We start from the raw sequence: 15,801 nt of genomic DNA, 5'->3' as shown, positions 1-15,801 counted from the left end.
TCGTTGTTCCTTGCCACCGCTTCCGGCTCAGACGTACCGGATTCCCCGGTCGGCGATTACCTGCGCGACCCTTCCGGCGCGGTGCACGCAGTGCTGGCCCACATCCACAGGTGGGTGCTCGACTGGGGATGGATCGCCGGTCCTGCCGTGGTCGCCGGCGCTACCACGCTGGCCTGGGTGCGCTGGTGGTGGCGCCGCCGCTGTCGGAGGCATCTCGCCGCTGACGCGCGCGTCGTTCAGATCCTGCCCCCGCCAACTGTGGACGCTGCAGGGGCCGCCGCGCTGTGGGCGAACCTGGTGGGGCTGTTGCGCCCGGCCTGGCGCCGGTGGCTGACCGGCCAGCCACACCTTGCCTTCGAGTACCTCTTCGACCGCGAAGCCGTGCATCTGCAGATATGGGTGCCCGGCCACGTCCCGCCGGGCATGATCGAGCGGGCCGTCGAGTCCGCCTGGCCCGGCGCCCATACCCGCACCACACCCGCCAATGCCCCTCTGCCCGCTGCACCGCCTCCGGGACAGCGACTTCTCACCGCCGCAGGGGAGCTGCGACTAGCGCGCAGCGAGGCCCTACCGATCCGTACCGACTTCCCTCTCGACCCCGTGCGCCCGCTGCTCGGCGCACCGGTCGGGATGGGGCCGCGGGAGCGGGCGGTGGTGCAGGTGCTGGCCCGGCCGGTGACCGGGCACAGGGTGAAGAAGGCCCGCCGGGCAGCACGGCACGCACGCGCCGGAAGGTCCACCCGCTTGATCAGCCGCCTGCTGGATTTACTCACCCCCGGTCTCCACCCCCACCGCCGCGCCCGGCAGAACACCACGCTCATCGACCCGCAAACAGCTTTGGAGATGGCTGCCGAGGACCGCGTGATCGTAGCCAAACAACGCGGCGCTCCCTACGAAACCCGTATCCGCTACGCAGTCACCACCACTGCTCCGGACAATGCCTCGGCCGTCGACCAGGCGAAGGAACGGGACCGGGCGCGCGGCCGGGGCCACGCCATCGCCTCCGCGTTCGCCACCTTCACCGAGCACAACTACTACCGCCGTACCCGGCTGCGTGGCCGCCACGCGCTACGCCACCTGGCCGAACGGCGCCTGAACAGCGGCGACTTGCTGTCGATCCCGGAACTCGCCGCGCTGGCACACCTGCCGTGGGACGAGACGGTCACCGGTCTGCAACGCGCTGGAGCAAGGGCCGTGCCGCCTCCGCCAGGCATCGCTACCACGGGATCGGCGGTCCGGCCGATCGGGCTGGCCGACAGCGGCCACCAGCGTCCCGTCGGGCTACGTGTCCCCGATGCACGGCACCACCTGCACGTCCTGGGCGCCACCGGTTCGGGCAAGAGCGAACTGATGGCACGGATGGTCCTCGCCGACACCGAAGCCGGTCGGGGAGCGGTCGTCATCGATCCAAAGGGCGATCTGGTCACCGACCTGCTCCAGCGTTTACCCGTCGAGCTCGGAGAGAAAGTGGTGCTCTTCGACGCCGACAGCAAGACCCGCCCACCCGTACTCAATCCACTGGAAGGAGCGGATGGACCACGCACCGTCGACAACCTGGTATCCATCTTCTCCCGTGTCTACGCCGCCTCCTGGGGGCCACGCACCGACGACATCCTGCGCGCCTCACTCCTGACCCTGCGCGCCCAGCCCGGCACCCCCATACTGACCGACCTGCCCAAACTGCTGTCGAACCCCGCATTCCGGCAGCGCGCCACCGACCAACTCGATGACGAGATCCTCAAAGGCTTCTGGACCTGGTACCAGGCCCTGTCCGACCCAGCCCGTGCCCAGGTCACCGCCCCGCTGATGAACAAACTTCGAGGCTTCCTGCTGCGCCCGTTCGTCCGCCATGCCCTCGCCGGCGGTCCCTCCACTTTCGACATGAACGGCACACTCAACGGCGGGATCTGTCTCGTACGCATCGCCCAGGACGCGCTGGGCACGGAGACCGCGCACCTGGTCGGTTCCATCGTGGTCGCCCGCGCCTGGCAGGCCGCCACCGCCCGCGCGCGTATTCCCCAGTCCCAGCGACATGACGCCTCTCTCTACATCGACGAGGCGCACAACTTCCTCAACTTGCCCTATTCGCTGGGCGACATGCTGGCCGAGGCCCGCGCCTACCGGCTGTCGATGACACTCGCCCACCAGTACCTGCGCCAGCTTCCCAAAGAGCTGGAGGAGGGCATCAGCACCAACGCCCGCACAAAGATCATCTTCAACGCCAGCCCGGAGGACGCCCGGCACCTGGCCCAGCACACCGAGCCGCGCCTGACCGCACACGACCTGTCCAATCTGGACGTCTTCCACGCCGCGGTCCGCCCTGTGCTCCACGGAGCCGAAGCCCCCGCCTTCACCGCAGTCACGGAAAAGCTCCCGCCCGCTACCCGGGGACGGGCCAAGCAGATCCGGACCGCCGCTTCCCGAAATGCCCGGTCACGACGCGGCCCAGCAGCACTTCCTGAGGCTCGCAACACTCCGGTCCAGGCCGACCCCCGACGCACGATGTGACATCCAGTCGCCCGAGCCCACCCCGTCTCAGGCCGCCTCGAAACTACGTCCATACCTGCCAGCTCCCCCCACTACAGATATCTGGAGGTGAGCATCCCGTGATCACCAGTACAGCCCTGACGACACTCGACAGCTTGACCGCCCTCGGCGGACACATCAGTCCCCGCCGACTCCTTGCGGTTACCGAGCCGACGGCCCCGACTTCATCATTCTCCGCCACACAGAGGTGAGGCATGACCAGAGTCGGCATCACGCTCCTGGGGGCGATACTGCTGGTCATCACTTTGGCCGCAGCCGGAGCAAGTAGCGTCCTGTCTGTCTTCGGCGGTACTGGCGGCAGCCAGCCCAATCGCACCGCTCTCACTGACATACCGCCCAGCTACCTCACGCTCTACCAGCAAGCGGCGGCGACCTGCCCCGGACTGGACTGGTCAGTGCCAGCCGCCATCGGCAAGGTCGAGACCAACCACGGCCGATCCACCCTGCCCGGGGTACGCAGCGGCTCCAACGACAAAGGCGCGGAGGGCCCGATGCAGTTCCTACGGCCCACCTTCGACGCGGTCACTGCCAAGCACCTGATACCGCAGCGAGGAAAACGAGCTCCCTCTCCGTACAACCCACGAGACGCGATCTATGCGGCGGTCGACTACCTATGCGACTCCGGCGCCCGCGGCGGACGCAACCTCCATCAGGCGATCCTCGCCTACAACCCCGCCGAGTGGTACGTCTCGAAAGTCCTCGCTCAGGCACAGGACTACCAGAGCGCCTCAGGACTCGGCGGCACGGCGAAGGCAAATCCTCCCGCCCGAGAGGCGATCAACTACGCTCAGGGCCAGCTTGGCCTCCCGTACGTATGGGGAGGCAACGGCCCGGCAAACGGGGACACTGGATTCGACTGCTCGGGGCTGACCAAGGCCGCCTACGCCGCCGCGGGCATCTCCCTGCCGCGTACCGCCGAAGAACAGTTCCGGACCGGCCACCAGATTCCCAAGGGACAGCCGCTGCTGCCCGGCGACCTCGCCTTCTACGGCACCCCCGATAAAGGCATTCATCATGTCGGCCTCTACGTCGGCGGCGGTCAAATGATCAACGCACCAAACTTCGGCGAAAAGATCAAGATCGCACCCTACCGCTACCAAGGCGACGACTACGCCGGTGCGACCCGACCAGCAATTTCCGCCTCCGCCGGTACTGCCTAAAGCACCGCTGCGCCAAAGTCCCACCTTGGCTGACAGCACCGAGCGGCTGTCTCAGGAGAACCCGCCTGGCCGAGCAAAGCCCCGCGATTTTCGTCGCAACAGTTCCTCCATCGCCCGAAGACCGCACAGACGAAGGATTGCCCGGAGGTGCATCTTCACCGTGATCACCAACCCCACTTCTCAACGCTCTCTTCGCGCCCACCGGCCCAAGCGCCTCAGCCAGCGTGCCGCGACCAGCGGCGAATACATCGCCCGGCTCGCCGCACGCCTCACGGATCGGGACCGTTGGCTGGCTCGTATGTTCTACGAGCACAAGGTCCTCACCACACACCAGATCACCGAGATCGCCTATCCATCCGCCCGTGCAGCCAACCTGCGGCTCCTCCAGTTGTACAAGTGGCGTCTGCTGGACCGCTTCCAGCCCTTCATTGCTTCCGGCACCGCGCCCATGCACTACGTGCTCGATGTCGCCGGAGCCGCCGTCGTCGCGCGCGAAGACGGCCTTGACCCCCGCGACCTGGACTACAGGCACGAACGAGCCATCGGTATCGCCCACTCCCTGCGCTTGGCCCACACCGTCGGCACCAATGCCTTCTTCACAGCCCTCATTGCCCGCTCCCGCAACCCGGATGCTTCCGGACAGCTCACCGCTTGGTGGTCCGAGGCCCGCTGCAAGCGGCACTTCGGCGACATCGTGCGCCCGGACGGCTACGGCCGGTGGCACGAGCACCGCTCCGCCTTCGAGTGGTTCCTGGAGTTCGACTTCGGCACTGAACGCCCCGACCGCGTCGCGGCGAAACTGCCTGGCTACGCCAAACTCGCCACCGCCACTGGCATCACGACACCCGTCCTGTTCTGGATGCCCACCACGCGCCACGAAAGCCGTGTCCGCCACGCCCTCGCCACGGTCCTGAACACGTTCGACGACCCCACACTGGTACCCGTGGCCACATCCAGTGCCGACTTCGTCACAAGTGACCGTGACGCCCACCCGGCCGCCGCCGGCTGGCAACCGCTGGAAGGTAGGCAGCTCACTACGCGGCGTCTCGCGCTCGCGGAACTCGGGCGCGCCTGGCCGCACCTACCGCCCCTGCCGCCTTCCTCACCCACCTCAGTCGTGACCGGAAACAGCGGCTCTTGGAGCGATCTGCTTCCGCCATCACCGCTTGCCCCGGGTCCGACGCCCCGCCGCGGGACCCGGTGAAACGACATGGGTGAGATCACCGGTGCGCGGCATGGTGTAACCAGGCCCGCCAAGTCCGCCTCGAGAGCTGCGTTCTGGGGCAGTGAGGAGCGACCGGGCTGGGCAACGTACCGGCCATCAGCGTCACGTACTGGTCGGGTCACCGGACTCGTGCGTCAGGGCGCGCAGCAGGTGGCGGCCCGGGAAGTCGTCGTACGGCTGGACTGGGACGGTGATCACCGTATGGTCGTCGAAGACCGGCTCACCGCTCGGGCGGCGTGCGTAGGGAAGAAAGCCGTAGTCCACCCCATCGTCCGCGTCGAAGCTCATCCATGCGATGAGCTCCTGCTCGCCTTCCCTCAACGGCAAGTTGGCGACCGCGCGGCCGTACACAGTGTCCTGGTCGAAGAGCCACACCTGTGGGACCGCGAAGACGAAACGGACGGCATGAATCTGCTGTGCCTTCTCGGCAGCACGCTGTTCGAACGCCGCGGCCGTCGGGGCATCGCGCAGGTAGTCGTAGTCGGAGAGCACCAGGGTTCGGTCTCCTTGAACCGCGACCATTGCGGGGCAGTCCCGCTCGGTGACGGCCCGTTCCACGCGGCCGGCCACGTTACGCAGCAGGATCTCGGTGTCGCGGTTCATCCGGCTGCTCACTTTCCGGAAGGACGGTCCCAACCGCGGAAGTCGTAGAAGACCTCCATGATCTCCACAGAAGCCTTGTCACCGAGATGGGCAAGGTGCTGCAGGGTGCGGCTGATCTCGGTGCGCTGGCGCGACCCCTCGCGGGTCGGCGCCTGGTCCACCGCCCTTCCATCGAGCGCCTCCAGCCGTTCGGCCAGTTGCCGCACGGTCTCCCGTGCCACGCTCAAGTCGATCTCCACAGGTTCAACCTCCAGGCTCTCCGGCAGTCTCCCGCATCTGGAACGCCTGAGGGTATTCGTTCCCGCGGGTCAGCTGCCGTGGCCCGGCATTGTGCTGGCCTCGACGTAGTTCGACAGCTGCTGAAGGAGGAGGTTAGCCGCCTGGACGGCTTCGCGCAGGATCGCCATGGCCGCCTCCACTCCGGAGTCGTCCGGCTTCCCCAGCATGGGCATCGCCTTGGACAAGGTGGCAAGCTTCAGCGGCGTCGGGACGAGGGCATCCCTCCCGGATCCGTGGGTCTCCAGGCCATCCCCATCGGTGGAGAATCCGTGCTTCGTACGGGATTCCCCTCACCGAAGCCAATGCCCATTCCGCGGGCGACTACGAGTTCAGTGAGCCAGTGGCAGGCTTCCTCCTCATGCAAGATGAACGATTCCACCCGTTCTCTCCTCTCTCTCGCGTTCGGTGCATTCGCAGAACGCGAGCACCGCGCCGGGCAGCAGCACGGGGGCTATGGCTCGGCGTCGTCACCCTGACCGCTCCTCGGTGGAAGGCCGAGAAGCTGCCAGATCAGGTCGAGCTTTTCGTCAATGTCGACGTGGCGGTTCCTCCGGATGGGCCTGATCTTCAAGACGCTGATGTCGAGGTCCAAGCCGAGAAGGTCGTCTTGGGGGCCAGTCTTGAGCCGGTAGTTGGCGGGCGTGATCAACCAGGCGTCCCAGTCATCGGCCGGTTGTCCGGAGCGGGCCTCGTGGCCGCTCGAGTTGGTGTCGGGGCACGGGCAGTGCGAATCGGAGCATGGACGTCCTGCCGGGTGCGCGGCGAGCAGCGGCGAGCGCCGGTAGTGGGATGCCTGGCCATTGAGCATGGGGCAGTGCTGCTTGGCGTATCTCAGGCATTCAGGGTGAACAGCCGGTTCGGCGATATACCCGGCGTCTACGTCCATCGGCCGGACAAGCAGGTAGATGCGGTCACCGAGCCGCTGGCCGCAGATCTGGCACAGCCGGCGAGTGAGGGCCAGGTACCGCTTGCGCGAGTCGATGGCACCGAAGACGACGTGGCCGTTGTGTTCGAGGGTGATCCACGGCACGACCAGGCCGCCGCTGAGCGGGCGGCCGACGCACCGTAGCGGGACGGGCGGGGTGGTGGTCATGGCTGGTTCCGTTGAGGGGGCTGGTTGTGATGGATCCGTTGGGCGCGTGGACCGGGAAAGGCGGTGGCGCCGCCCTCTGGGGGCGGCGCCACCGCGCACGCGTGGAGAGGGAGGTCAGCCATCAGGCGCAGGATCCGGGGGCGGGGGGTTTGTACGGCCCTTGCTGGCGGCGTCGTACAGTTCGGGGTCGAACGCGACCCGGTAGCCCGCCTCCGTGAGCGCTTCGAGGGCGCCAGTCGCGTGAACGTTCTCCTCCTCAGTGTTCAGGCCCGGCGGCAGTTCGTACCAGCGGTATAGCGGGGGTTGTTGGTGCTCGACGAAGCCGTGCGCCTTCAGCAGCTCCTGCGCCTTCTCGGGCAGTGGTTCCTGGTCATCGCCGCCGTCGGCGATCACCGGGCCGCGCCAGCGGCGGAAGATCTCGATGTGGCACGGCTCTCCATCTCGGCTTATATGCATGGGATGTGCCTTTCTCATTCCGGATGCCCTGGCCTGCGGAGCCAGTCGAACAGCGCGGGGTAACGCTGCGGCCGGGCTGTGGTGCCACAGCCCACGCCGTTCACAGCAGGGCCTGGGCCTGTGGGGGCAGGAGGCATCGGTCATCGTCGGGAAGATGGCCGCGCTGGTCGGGCCAGAGCGCTTGCCAGACCGGCGGGGTAGTCCTGTAGAAGGCGTAGATGATGCCGAGGTCTTCCGGGCGGCTGACGGGGCGCAGCCGGATCGCGAGGCCCCCTTGCAGGGCTCCGCTGATCTCCAGTCCGTCAGCAGCGGCGGAATCACCGTCGGCGAGCGCAGTGGTGAGGGTGTTGAGCAGGGCGTGTGATGTCTCAGCGCGCAGCCCGGAGACCGCGAGCTCGTAGTCGCGGTCCGGGCGCGTGTGAAGGCCGACGGTGTAGGCGAAAGGAGGGGCTCCGGTGTCCGGGTCGCCTCCCACGTACTGCACCGCGTGACCGTGGTGGGCGATGATCCCTTCCACTCGGCGGAGGTACGGGTCGATGTTGGTCATGATCCTTTCCTTTGGTGAAGCAGGGTGTCAGTGCTGGCGCAGCAGCATCAGTCGGCGGTGCGTCTGGGATTTCAGTTCGTCGTCGGTGCCTTCCAGCAGACGCAGTCCGCGGGCGGCGGGCTTGTTGCCCTTCAGGCCGGAAGCGGCGCTGGGGCGGATGTCCGCGTAGTGGTCCAGGTACTCGGTCACAGCGCGCTCGGCTGCGTAGGCGGTGTGGCCGGTGCGTTGCGTTTCGCCCTCGAACAGGCCGTGGAGTCGGTCGCGACGGGTTTCGCGGTTGCGTGCCGAGCGCGGACCGGTGTCGTCCTGCGGCGGCCACAGGCTGTCGATCATCTGGTTGAACTCGTCGATCGCAATATCCGTGCGGGCCAGCGCGGTCTCCTCGGCTGCCCATCGGTCGTAGTAATTCAGCGACAGGCCGAGGGTGCGGCGGGCCTCTTTGACGCGGTCGGTGGCGTTGCGGGTGTGCCGGATCTTCCAGCGAGTGATCGCGTCCCTGACGGCGAAGCGCTCCGTGTTCTCACAGGCCGGGCGCCAGGGGGTGACCACGACCTGGTAGGGGGAGTGTCCGTCGTGGCTGTTGATCGCCACGATGAACGGCTCGATCCGGTCGTTGATGCCCTCGGCGTCGACGGTCACATGCCGGGGCAGGCGCATGGACACGAAGACCTTCTTGCCTCCCCGCAGGGCTCCGGCCGTCTCCCAGATGACGCCGGAGTCGGCCACCAATTTCTGAAGGAACTCGAAGGCGCTCCGGTTTTGGATGACCTCATAGCCTTTCCCGACGACGCCCAGGGAGGCGCCGGTGTCGGTGCGTACGGTGTGGAACCGTTCACGGTCCACACGGGACTCGCCGTTCCAGAGATAGGTGGCCGGGACCGTTGTGACGCCGTAGTCGATGCCGCCCAGTTCCAGGACCTTGTCGATGTCGCTGATGCCTCCGGGGACAACGTTGCCCAGGGAGTGCCATGCCGGAGCGGAGGTGTACAAGGCGGCTGTGCCACGGGTGAGGTCGAGGCCGTGCTGCGGGACGCCGCGGGCGCTGAGGATCTCTCCGGCGTCCCAGCCGGTGAGGACTCGATAGCGGCCGTCGGGCAGGCGTTCCACCGTCCCGGCGTCGAGGCGTTCCTGGAGAGCGCGCTCCCAGTTGCGCGCGTCCTCCAACTGGCCAGCGCGTTCGGCGGCGAAGGCTTCGTTTACGTCAGTGGACATGCGTACTCCTTTTCTCTGACAGGTGGTGCATCGGATGGGCCGCTGCGGCCAAGGCGGCAGCGTCACCAGATGTGGGCAGGTGACGCTGCGAGTAGGGAGGGGGCCCTCTCCTGGGAGAGGGAGATCAGGAGAGGGCCCGAGCCCGCCCCGTGGCGCGGGCGGGGCGGGACCGGCGGCGGGGAATGCAGACGAAGCCGCCGCCGGAGCTTGATCAAACGGAGAAGTTCCCCGGCCCGGCACGCCACTACTGCCCCCTTGGGGAAGGTCAGGAGCTCGGGTGCCGGAAGTAGCAAGCGGCTGGTCCCTCCGTGTAAATACGGGGTTGGACAGGCCCCGAATACCGACCTTGTGGTGGTGTCCTCGGGTGGGCTAGGCGGGTGGGTGATCAGGCGAACGGGGCCGTCACCCGCTCCCGGGCACTGGTTTCGCTGGGTCCCCATCTCCTCCCGGCCGCCACCGCGGGAGCCTCCCGAACACTCTCGTTCCCCGGCTGGTGGGCGGGGCGCCACTGGCCCCAGGAGCACGCGCACGCGGGCGGTCGCGGTGAACGGGGCGCCGGATGAGGACCCTGCGGGATGGTGATGACGCGGTCTACAGCGGTTTGACGCCACCGAAGATCCGGACTTCGAGTTCCTGGTTCTCATCGAGCAGGACGGCCGGCAGGTCCTTCACGCCCTCGCGCTGGGCACGGGCCAGCCGGTGCCATCCGTCGATGATCAGTGTGGCTCCGTCGGCTTCGCAGATCCTGACCAGGATCAGGGGGCGTTCCAGATCGGCCTGCGGGACGTGGTTTTCGTTCAGTCGGATGGCGCCGAGTAGGCGGAACCACGGCTGGGGGTCCAGGCGGCAGATGGGAAGTGTTCGTGCGATCTGCTGGGCCTTGGTGACGTCCCACCGGAAGGCCAGGAATTGGAAGTACTCGCCTCCCTCATCGTCGCTGCGCATCGTGTGCTTCTTCTCAGATGACATGGCACAGCTCGGTGTCAGCGGGCGGGGGCAGGCCCCGGAAGATGGCCGCGACGCGCAGCAGTGCGGTGCGGCCCTGGTGACCAAAGAACTCCTCGTCCATCACGTCCATGCGTCCCAGGGCTTCGATGACCGGGCCGAAGTAGTCGAACAGCTTGTGCGCTGCCGCCCAGTAGGCCACTTCCTGATCGCTCGCCTGCACGGTGATCACGACGGGCAGGAGATCAGGTGACATGGTCTCGCCGTCGGAGCCGATCGCCGTCTCCCAATCCGCGACGATCGTGAAATGCTCCCTGGCCAGCTCCTGCACCAGGTCGGCTGCGTCGGCCGCCAGGCCGTCATGGAGCCGGTTGACCTGATCCTCGTTGTATCCAGCCTTGACCGAATGGTCGGCCGCCAGCATGGCGTCGCGAGCTAGTTCATAGGTCTCGACGCGGTCGGTGATCTTTTTGGTGGTGTTCATACCCTGCTCCTGGTTGGCGTGGTATTCGGTACAGCCCCCGTCGTCGGCCGGGCATCCGTCGGGGCAAGCCGTCGTCCAACGGCGGGGCTTGCTTCGGGTGGGGCTGGGCCTCAGCGTTCGGGCCCCTCGGTCTGTGTGGGCCCGTGGTGCCAGGCCGCGCTTCGGCGCTCCTCCAGCAACTGCCGCATCTCTTCCTCAGAGAGCGGCTCGATACGGCAGCGGTCGCTCGCGACGTACCACTCCGCCGTACTGCCGAGGGGGCTGGCGAGACATACAGCCGCGATGCGACCGTCCCGGTATTCGATCTCCCGGACGTGGTAGCCGACCCGGACCTCGCCCGTCTGGTCGGTCACCTTGACGATTTCTGCTGGGAGGATGTCGGGGTGTACCCAGGGCTTGTCCGCCATTTCGCCTCCTTCCTTTCTTGTACACCACGTCTCCCGGACGGCTTTGAAGACGGTCCCATGAGGGGGAATTCGGCGATCTCGCCTGTGTTCTTGCGGATGTGGGCCTTGTCGCTGATGGCGATGAGCTGACCACCCCATACCGGCCGACCGTCGAAAGTGCGACCAGATGTAGCCCCATGAAAGGCAGCAGGTCCAGCGCATCCGGGTATTCGAGGTAGGTGACGTTCACGGTCACGATTACTCCCCGGAACTTCGTCAACCGTCATCAGCGCAGTCCTGCGGTTTTGAGGACACGCTCTGCCATGTCCAGGGCAACGCCCGGGTCGTCCCATCCGGGCCCTTGCGTGGTCACCAGCAGAGACAAGTCCACGAGTTGGCCATCAAGGCCGTTAGGGGTCAGCCGTACGCACAGTCCGGAGGCATAGGCGAGGTATAAGGTCCAGCCATCCCGAGTGAAGCGGACGCCATCGTGTTCGGCGTCGGCCACAGCCGTCAGCAGCATCCGGGGAACAGCCGGTTCGGGCATGCGATACCACGTGGTCCCGCCGACGGAGAGGTCCACGTGGTAAGTGCCGGAACCCGCGGTCAGGACTCGCGCGTCGACGAGCGTGCCCGGGAGGCTGGCCTGAGGAGTGCCGCCCCAGGTCACTGGGTACCGCCAGCCGTCTTGGTGCCACACCGTGACCCCGTTCGGCCGGTGCTCCCCTACTGCGATCGCCCCGGCCAGCAGTGCATTGACCTGCTCCGGCTCAAGGTGACGGGCCTCAGCGTCACTGTCGAAGGGGAAGATATAGGTGAAGCAGTCACTCCCGTCGCCATGATGAAGCCACGTGATCTTGTTGCCCTCGATGCGATAGAAGCCCGTCCTGGGCCACTCGGTGCGCCCGGTGTTCGGAAAGCCATTGATGGCATAGCGGATGCTCCTCGGTCCGATGGACCTGATGGTCCGTGGACCTGACAGGTGGGGGTGCTTATGGTTGACGCACTGGAATGTCGTGCAGTTTTGGGCACGGCGCTTGAACTCGGCAAGACTCAATGACATATCATCCTCCGTTTCCGGGCACGAAAAAGCGGCTCCCAACTGGTGAGCCGCTGAAAAATGTTGAAGAATTCCAGAGATCGGGCGTCGCTATCCGGAAATAGCTCTTGTGAATCCGGTCCGCCTCAAGGGTGGCCTAATGAACCGGAACAATGATGCCTTCGCCGTCTCTGCCGAACGCGGCGGCATTCACCAACAGCGGCGGGATCCACTTGACTTTCTTGAGACTCTTCCGGGGCCCGAAGAGAAAGGTGTGAGGATGGCCCCGGCGCACGTGGGGGATCACCTTCCAGTCTCTTCGAATGGCTGTCCGCCGTAGCCTGTCGACCTTCTCATGGAACTGTCGGATCGCCGGGCCCAGTCGCCAGCCGACGCGGTGTACCTGAGCTGCCCTCCCCTGGCGTATTCCACGGCGCTCAGCACGCCGCGGTGGCGCTGGAACCTTCTCCAGGTCCGGTTTATCGCAGCAGACGTAGAGCAGGTGCGAGACCACGATCAGGGTGAGGCGTGCCATGTATTCACGCAGCGCGCTGTCCTGCGGGCCCATCTCCCCGCCGAGGACGTGGATCACGGGCGCCTCGTCCATCATCTTCCGCGCGGTCGTGTTCTCCGCTTTGGTGGGGGCGAACAGCTCGACCGTCTGGCGCTCCAGTACTGAGCCGTGCTCGTCGAGGACATCCACCACGGCGATGACCGCATACGGGACCCCGTCGTGCTTGTCGATGTCAACGGTGCTCACCACCTCGGCCAGGGAGGGGCGGAGCATGAGCACGAATCCGCGCATCGCTGTCGGCCGGCCGAACTGGTCTTGGGACAAGATCGGCTTCCGGAACAGGAACAGCGGGTTCGGGTGGGGTAGGCGGCGGAGCACCTCTCCGGGGAACTCGGAGTCGAGTTCCATGTCCACCAGGCTCTCGGACAGCGACGGGTCGAAGTCGTACACCACTCGCGTCTCTCGCCACATACGCGTGGCCGCAACCATCCCGGCCGCCGCGAGCAGGTGGTCATCGTTGCTGTCACCGCGCGGTGCTGGGACCCGGTCGAGATCCGCTTCCCTGCCCTGGATCATCTGCACCAGCGGCACGGCGTCGGCGTGCCTCAGGAACTTCAGGCGCGGAGTTTCGATGGCGTCTGCCAGCGCCTCCGCAAGCGCGGCGCCGGACATCAGCTCCGGCTGCTTCGACGCGCGGCTCATTCCCGTGCTCGCTTCTCGACAGAGTCGATGCGGACGCGCAGCGGCTTCCTGTCGGGATGCTGCACCGACGTGACCAGAAGGAATCCGGTCGCATAGCCCTCAGAGCCGTATCCGACGTCGCGCTGCTCGAACGCTATGACCTCGAATTCACGGCCGGTCTCGGGCATCCACACCAGGTCGCCCAGGCTGATGCCGCACGCTGCCGTCCAGATATCGGCCGCGTAGTAGCCCAGGGCCTCGTCTCCGATGTGCCACGGCGTGTCATACAAGCCCTCGCAGCCGGGCGGCCCGATGTGGTTGCAGCTGCTGTCCAGGATGGCAGCGAGGGCCTCGGCGGCAACGATGTAGATCGTGTAGACCGCTTTCGTGCCTGTCCTCAGTGCTGTTGCATCCTCGGACTCGAAGTCGTCGATCGAGTAGCGGGCCTCCATGGTGGCGTGTGGCTTTCCTATCCCCTGGCGGACGATTCGGATCTTGGGTGGCGCCATGTATGTCCTCCTTTCGAATGGCGACGTACGGCACCCTCGACAGGTATGCGTGCCGGAGCCTGTTCATCTCGGCGCACGACTCGCGGGCGTCGACCATGTGGATCCAGCCCACATCCGACAGCCGCAACGCAGGTTGTACCAGCCGCTCTTGTCACCGATCCGGTCGACCAGTGCGGGTTCTTCGAGCACTGGGACCGGCCAGCGGCTGGTCTGCTGCTCATACGCGCTCAACAGCGAAGTCAGTACACAATTGGTGTTCCGATCGGATTTTCCTGGTCCGGAGTGGTTGCCGCGGGACTCGAACCCGCGACCGCATCGGCTTATAAGACCGGCGCTCTACCACCTGAGCTACGCAACCCGAGTGTGCGGGCCGCGCTCCGCCAGGGGCGGGCGAAGCGCGGCCCTGAGAGCGGCCAAGCCCAGGACGGAGGCCTGGCCGCTGGTCTGGAAATTGAGGAGGCGGCAGTCGGGCGGCTGATTCACAGCCCGGTGTCGATCCTCGACTGCAAGGGCCTGAGCGGAGAGAGGCGGCTATCAGGCGCCAAGCGCCTGAAGCGCGCCATAGTCGGCGTGGCCGAGCGGAAACGTCGCCACCAGCCGGACAGGCCAGAGGGTCTCTTGGAACGGGGCATGGTTGGCGAACCGACCATCGTGGTGAGGCGCACTCTGCCGACCCCGATAGACCTCCAATTCACCAGAATCGAAGTTCACGAGGTAGCCCCACTCGGCGAAGCACACGGCGAAAGCCGTGGCATCCGCAACGTATCCACAGGTGAGAATGGTTAGCGGATCCCCTTGTGTCTTCCACAGCAGTTCGTCCCACGTCGGCCCCTCCCGGCCGACGTGCTCAAGATCGTCGGTGTACGGCTTCAACCGCTCGATCTCCTCTGCGGTCGGTGCGTCGCCATCGGTCACAACACGCAATTCACGCGCCAGCCTTCGGGCTGTCTCAAGGTCTGCGCGCTCTGCCCATGCCATCACGGCGGTTCCGAGGCCAGCAGGAGCGCTGTCGTGCTGGTTGTATGCGATCTTCTTCTGTCCATCGACCACGAAGCCGAGAAAACCACGGGTGCTCAATGAGTTACCTCCAGTGTCAGAGAGGAAGGAGTCGAGGACATCAGGGCATTAGATGTTTCAGGATCTGCCTGAACGAATCTGTCCAGGCAGTGTGCCCTCGATGATTTCGACCCGCGCGAATGATTCCTACCTATATACGGCCCCGAGATGCGCTCAATTACCGATCACGCTCGAAATTTATTCGGGCGTCATGAACGAGCATGCCTGTGGCAGCCGATCAGGCGCGAGACGTTCCGGTACCCATACGGATGCTGTAGCCGTCGGCACTCACGGCGAGGTACAGGTGCGTGTCCCCGTCTCGGGCGTTTTAAGACGCACGCTCTGCCACTGAGCTACGGGCCCCAGCATGTGCCGGATACAGCAGCAGTCCTGCGGCCTTCAAAGGCACGCGTACCGGTACCTGCGATGCGTTCGGTGTGGACAACCCAGGTGACGGACTGCACGATGCTCGGCAGCTCACCGAGCCGCAGCGCGGCTTCGCGGTAGCAGTGGGCCAGCAGTGCGTACCGGCCGGCGCTGCCCAGACCTCGGTCGCGATTCCCATACGTTTCTCCCACCGCGACATCGTGAGCATGCCTGTCTATTACGACTGCATCGGGATCAGAAGGGTCGGCGATACAGCGGAAAAACATTCCTGTCTTCCGCTCCATGGGCAGCACTTCCGCAGGGTCCGCGCCAGCCATTATCTTGGCGACCTTGGTCAGGGCATCTTGAAAGTGACCGACGGGCCTACCGGTCTCATATGCTTGGCGAGCTAAGCGGCAGTTCTCCGACCACGATCTATTTGCGGACAGCGCGGCGATCACACCAGCGCCAGTACGTGCGTCCCCGTCCGTGATCAGCGAGGCCAGTTCATTCGCGACGTGGTACCACTTTCGTCCGCGCTGCATCTGCTCTGGAGTGGCAGCCCGCCATACGGAGATGATGTTGCCAATGTAATGCTCACGTGTCTCGCCAAATGCTTTGATGGAGATCACGGCGCGCCTCCCTCCGAGAATAGGTATCGCGAGAACGACCAAAAACTTGCCGCTCACCCAAATACGA

18 protein-coding genes and 1 tRNA gene are annotated in these 15,801 nt (G+C 65.9%); 3 read left to right on the top strand and 16 right to left on the bottom strand.

Annotated elements, in window-relative coordinates:
* Nucleotides 1–3: 3 nt before the first annotated feature.
* The 3 genes from LIV37_RS35165 (at nt 4) to LIV37_RS35155 (ending at nt 4,911) form a co-directional block, all read left to right on the top strand.
* Complete coding sequence (locus LIV37_RS35165; protein WP_252505490.1) at nt 4–2,508, top strand: DUF8128 domain-containing protein; 2,505 nt, start codon at nt 4–6, stop codon at nt 2,506–2,508.
* A 233-nt stretch (nt 2,509–2,741) separates the two neighbouring features.
* Nucleotides 2,742–3,707 (top strand): C40 family peptidase, encoded by a 966-nt coding sequence (locus tag LIV37_RS35160; protein WP_121824136.1) that lies wholly within the window; start codon nt 2,742–2,744, stop codon nt 3,705–3,707.
* Nucleotides 3,708–3,867: 160 nt separating this feature from the next.
* Nucleotides 3,868–4,911, top strand: coding sequence for a replication-relaxation family protein (locus LIV37_RS35155; protein WP_167525783.1), 1,044 nt, complete (start codon nt 3,868–3,870; stop codon nt 4,909–4,911).
* 123 nt (nt 4,912–5,034) lie between these two features.
* Here LIV37_RS35155 and LIV37_RS35150 read toward each other — a convergent pair whose 3' ends face one another.
* The 16 genes from LIV37_RS35150 to LIV37_RS35075 form a co-directional block, all read right to left on the bottom strand.
* A complete protein-coding gene (locus tag LIV37_RS35150; protein WP_020871828.1) occupies nt 5,035–5,535 on the bottom strand; it encodes a hypothetical protein in 501 nt (166 codons plus the stop codon).
* 8 nt (nt 5,536–5,543) lie between these two features.
* The gene (locus LIV37_RS35145) at nt 5,544–5,774 is read right to left on the bottom strand and encodes a hypothetical protein (protein WP_020871827.1); all 231 of its coding nucleotides are present in this window, start codon (nt 5,772–5,774) and stop codon (nt 5,544–5,546) included.
* 69 nt (nt 5,775–5,843) lie between these two features.
* Nucleotides 5,844–5,999 (bottom strand): hypothetical protein, encoded by a 156-nt coding sequence (locus LIV37_RS35140; protein WP_158634866.1) that lies wholly within the window; start codon nt 5,997–5,999, stop codon nt 5,844–5,846.
* Nucleotides 6,000–6,265: 266 nt separating this feature from the next.
* A complete protein-coding gene (locus LIV37_RS35135) occupies nt 6,266–6,907 on the bottom strand; it encodes a hypothetical protein (RefSeq protein WP_020871825.1) in 642 nt (213 codons plus the stop codon).
* 114 nt (nt 6,908–7,021) lie between these two features.
* Nucleotides 7,022–7,363, bottom strand: coding sequence for a hypothetical protein (locus tag LIV37_RS35130; protein WP_020871824.1), 342 nt, complete (start codon nt 7,361–7,363; stop codon nt 7,022–7,024).
* 100 nt (nt 7,364–7,463) lie between these two features.
* Complete coding sequence (locus tag LIV37_RS35125; protein WP_020871823.1) at nt 7,464–7,910, bottom strand: DUF4262 domain-containing protein; 447 nt, start codon at nt 7,908–7,910, stop codon at nt 7,464–7,466.
* A 27-nt stretch (nt 7,911–7,937) separates the two neighbouring features.
* Nucleotides 7,938–9,122 carry a DUF932 domain-containing protein gene (locus LIV37_RS35120; protein ID WP_020871822.1) on the bottom strand — a complete coding sequence of 395 codons (1,185 nt, stop codon included), beginning with the start codon at nt 9,120–9,122 and terminating at the stop codon, nt 7,938–7,940.
* 591 nt (nt 9,123–9,713) lie between these two features.
* On the bottom strand, nt 9,714–10,067 hold the full coding sequence (locus LIV37_RS35115) for a ParB N-terminal domain-containing protein (protein ID WP_020871821.1): 354 nt from the start codon (nt 10,065–10,067) through the stop codon (nt 9,714–9,716).
* A gap of 13 nt (nt 10,068–10,080) precedes the next feature.
* Nucleotides 10,081–10,551: a hypothetical protein gene (locus LIV37_RS35110; protein ID WP_020871820.1), complete on the bottom strand. Its 471-nt coding sequence runs from the start codon at nt 10,549–10,551 to the stop codon at nt 10,081–10,083.
* Between the two features lie 110 nt (nt 10,552–10,661).
* Nucleotides 10,662–10,958 carry a hypothetical protein gene (locus LIV37_RS35105; RefSeq protein ID WP_020871819.1) on the bottom strand — a complete coding sequence of 99 codons (297 nt, stop codon included), beginning with the start codon at nt 10,956–10,958 and terminating at the stop codon, nt 10,662–10,664.
* Nucleotides 10,959–11,223: 265 nt separating this feature from the next.
* Nucleotides 11,224–12,000, bottom strand: a complete 777-nt coding sequence (locus tag LIV37_RS35100; protein ID WP_020871818.1) for a hypothetical protein — start codon at nt 11,998–12,000, stop codon at nt 11,224–11,226.
* A 133-nt stretch (nt 12,001–12,133) separates the two neighbouring features.
* A complete protein-coding gene (locus tag LIV37_RS35095) occupies nt 12,134–13,192 on the bottom strand; it encodes an AcrVA2 family anti-CRISPR protein (protein ID WP_020871817.1) in 1,059 nt (352 codons plus the stop codon).
* Nucleotides 13,189–13,680 (bottom strand): hypothetical protein, encoded by a 492-nt coding sequence (locus LIV37_RS35090; RefSeq protein ID WP_020871816.1) that lies wholly within the window; start codon nt 13,678–13,680, stop codon nt 13,189–13,191. Before LIV37_RS35090 ends, LIV37_RS35095 begins: the two co-directional genes overlap by 4 nt.
* A gap of 283 nt (nt 13,681–13,963) precedes the next feature.
* Nucleotides 13,964–14,038, bottom strand: a tRNA-Ile gene (locus LIV37_RS35085).
* Between the two features lie 176 nt (nt 14,039–14,214).
* Nucleotides 14,215–14,757 carry a hypothetical protein gene (locus LIV37_RS35080; RefSeq protein WP_148717770.1) on the bottom strand — a complete coding sequence of 181 codons (543 nt, stop codon included), beginning with the start codon at nt 14,755–14,757 and terminating at the stop codon, nt 14,215–14,217.
* A gap of 332 nt (nt 14,758–15,089) precedes the next feature.
* Complete coding sequence (locus LIV37_RS35075) at nt 15,090–15,734, bottom strand: DUF7178 family protein (RefSeq protein ID WP_185058019.1); 645 nt, start codon at nt 15,732–15,734, stop codon at nt 15,090–15,092.
* Between the last annotated feature and the right edge of the window lie 67 nt (nt 15,735–15,801).

Source organism: Streptomyces rapamycinicus NRRL 5491, from assembly GCF_024298965.1.
Taxonomy (GTDB): domain Bacteria; phylum Actinomycetota; class Actinomycetes; order Streptomycetales; family Streptomycetaceae; genus Streptomyces; species Streptomyces rapamycinicus.
The sequence above is the reverse complement of the archived record's forward strand: the minus strand, read 5'-3'. Positions and strand labels throughout refer to the sequence as shown.

Excerpts from the sequence above, each read along its gene's own strand:
- LIV37_RS35160 (WP_121824136.1), top strand. The coding sequence starts at position 2,742 with ATGACCAGAGTCGGCATCACGCTCCTGGGGGCGATACTGCTGGTCATC.
- LIV37_RS35100 (WP_020871818.1), bottom strand. The coding sequence starts at position 12,000 with ATGTCATTGAGTCTTGCCGAGTTCAAGCGCCGTGCCCAAAACTGCACG.
- LIV37_RS35150 (WP_020871828.1), bottom strand. The coding sequence starts at position 5,535 with ATGAACCGCGACACCGAGATCCTGCTGCGTAACGTGGCCGGCCGCGTG.
- LIV37_RS35125 (WP_020871823.1), bottom strand. The coding sequence starts at position 7,910 with ATGACCAACATCGACCCGTACCTCCGCCGAGTGGAAGGGATCATCGCC.
- LIV37_RS35135 (WP_020871825.1), bottom strand. The coding sequence starts at position 6,907 with ATGACCACCACCCCGCCCGTCCCGCTACGGTGCGTCGGCCGCCCGCTC.
- LIV37_RS35090 (WP_020871816.1), bottom strand. The coding sequence starts at position 13,680 with ATGGCGCCACCCAAGATCCGAATCGTCCGCCAGGGGATAGGAAAGCCA.
- LIV37_RS35120 (WP_020871822.1), bottom strand. The coding sequence starts at position 9,122 with ATGTCCACTGACGTAAACGAAGCCTTCGCCGCCGAACGCGCTGGCCAG.
- LIV37_RS35095 (WP_020871817.1), bottom strand. The coding sequence starts at position 13,192 with ATGAGCCGCGCGTCGAAGCAGCCGGAGCTGATGTCCGGCGCCGCGCTT.
- LIV37_RS35110 (WP_020871820.1), bottom strand. The coding sequence starts at position 10,551 with ATGAACACCACCAAAAAGATCACCGACCGCGTCGAGACCTATGAACTA.
- LIV37_RS35130 (WP_020871824.1), bottom strand. The coding sequence starts at position 7,363 with ATGCATATAAGCCGAGATGGAGAGCCGTGCCACATCGAGATCTTCCGC.
- LIV37_RS35115 (WP_020871821.1), bottom strand. The coding sequence starts at position 10,067 with ATGCGCAGCGACGATGAGGGAGGCGAGTACTTCCAATTCCTGGCCTTC.
- LIV37_RS35105 (WP_020871819.1), bottom strand. The coding sequence starts at position 10,958 with ATGGCGGACAAGCCCTGGGTACACCCCGACATCCTCCCAGCAGAAATC.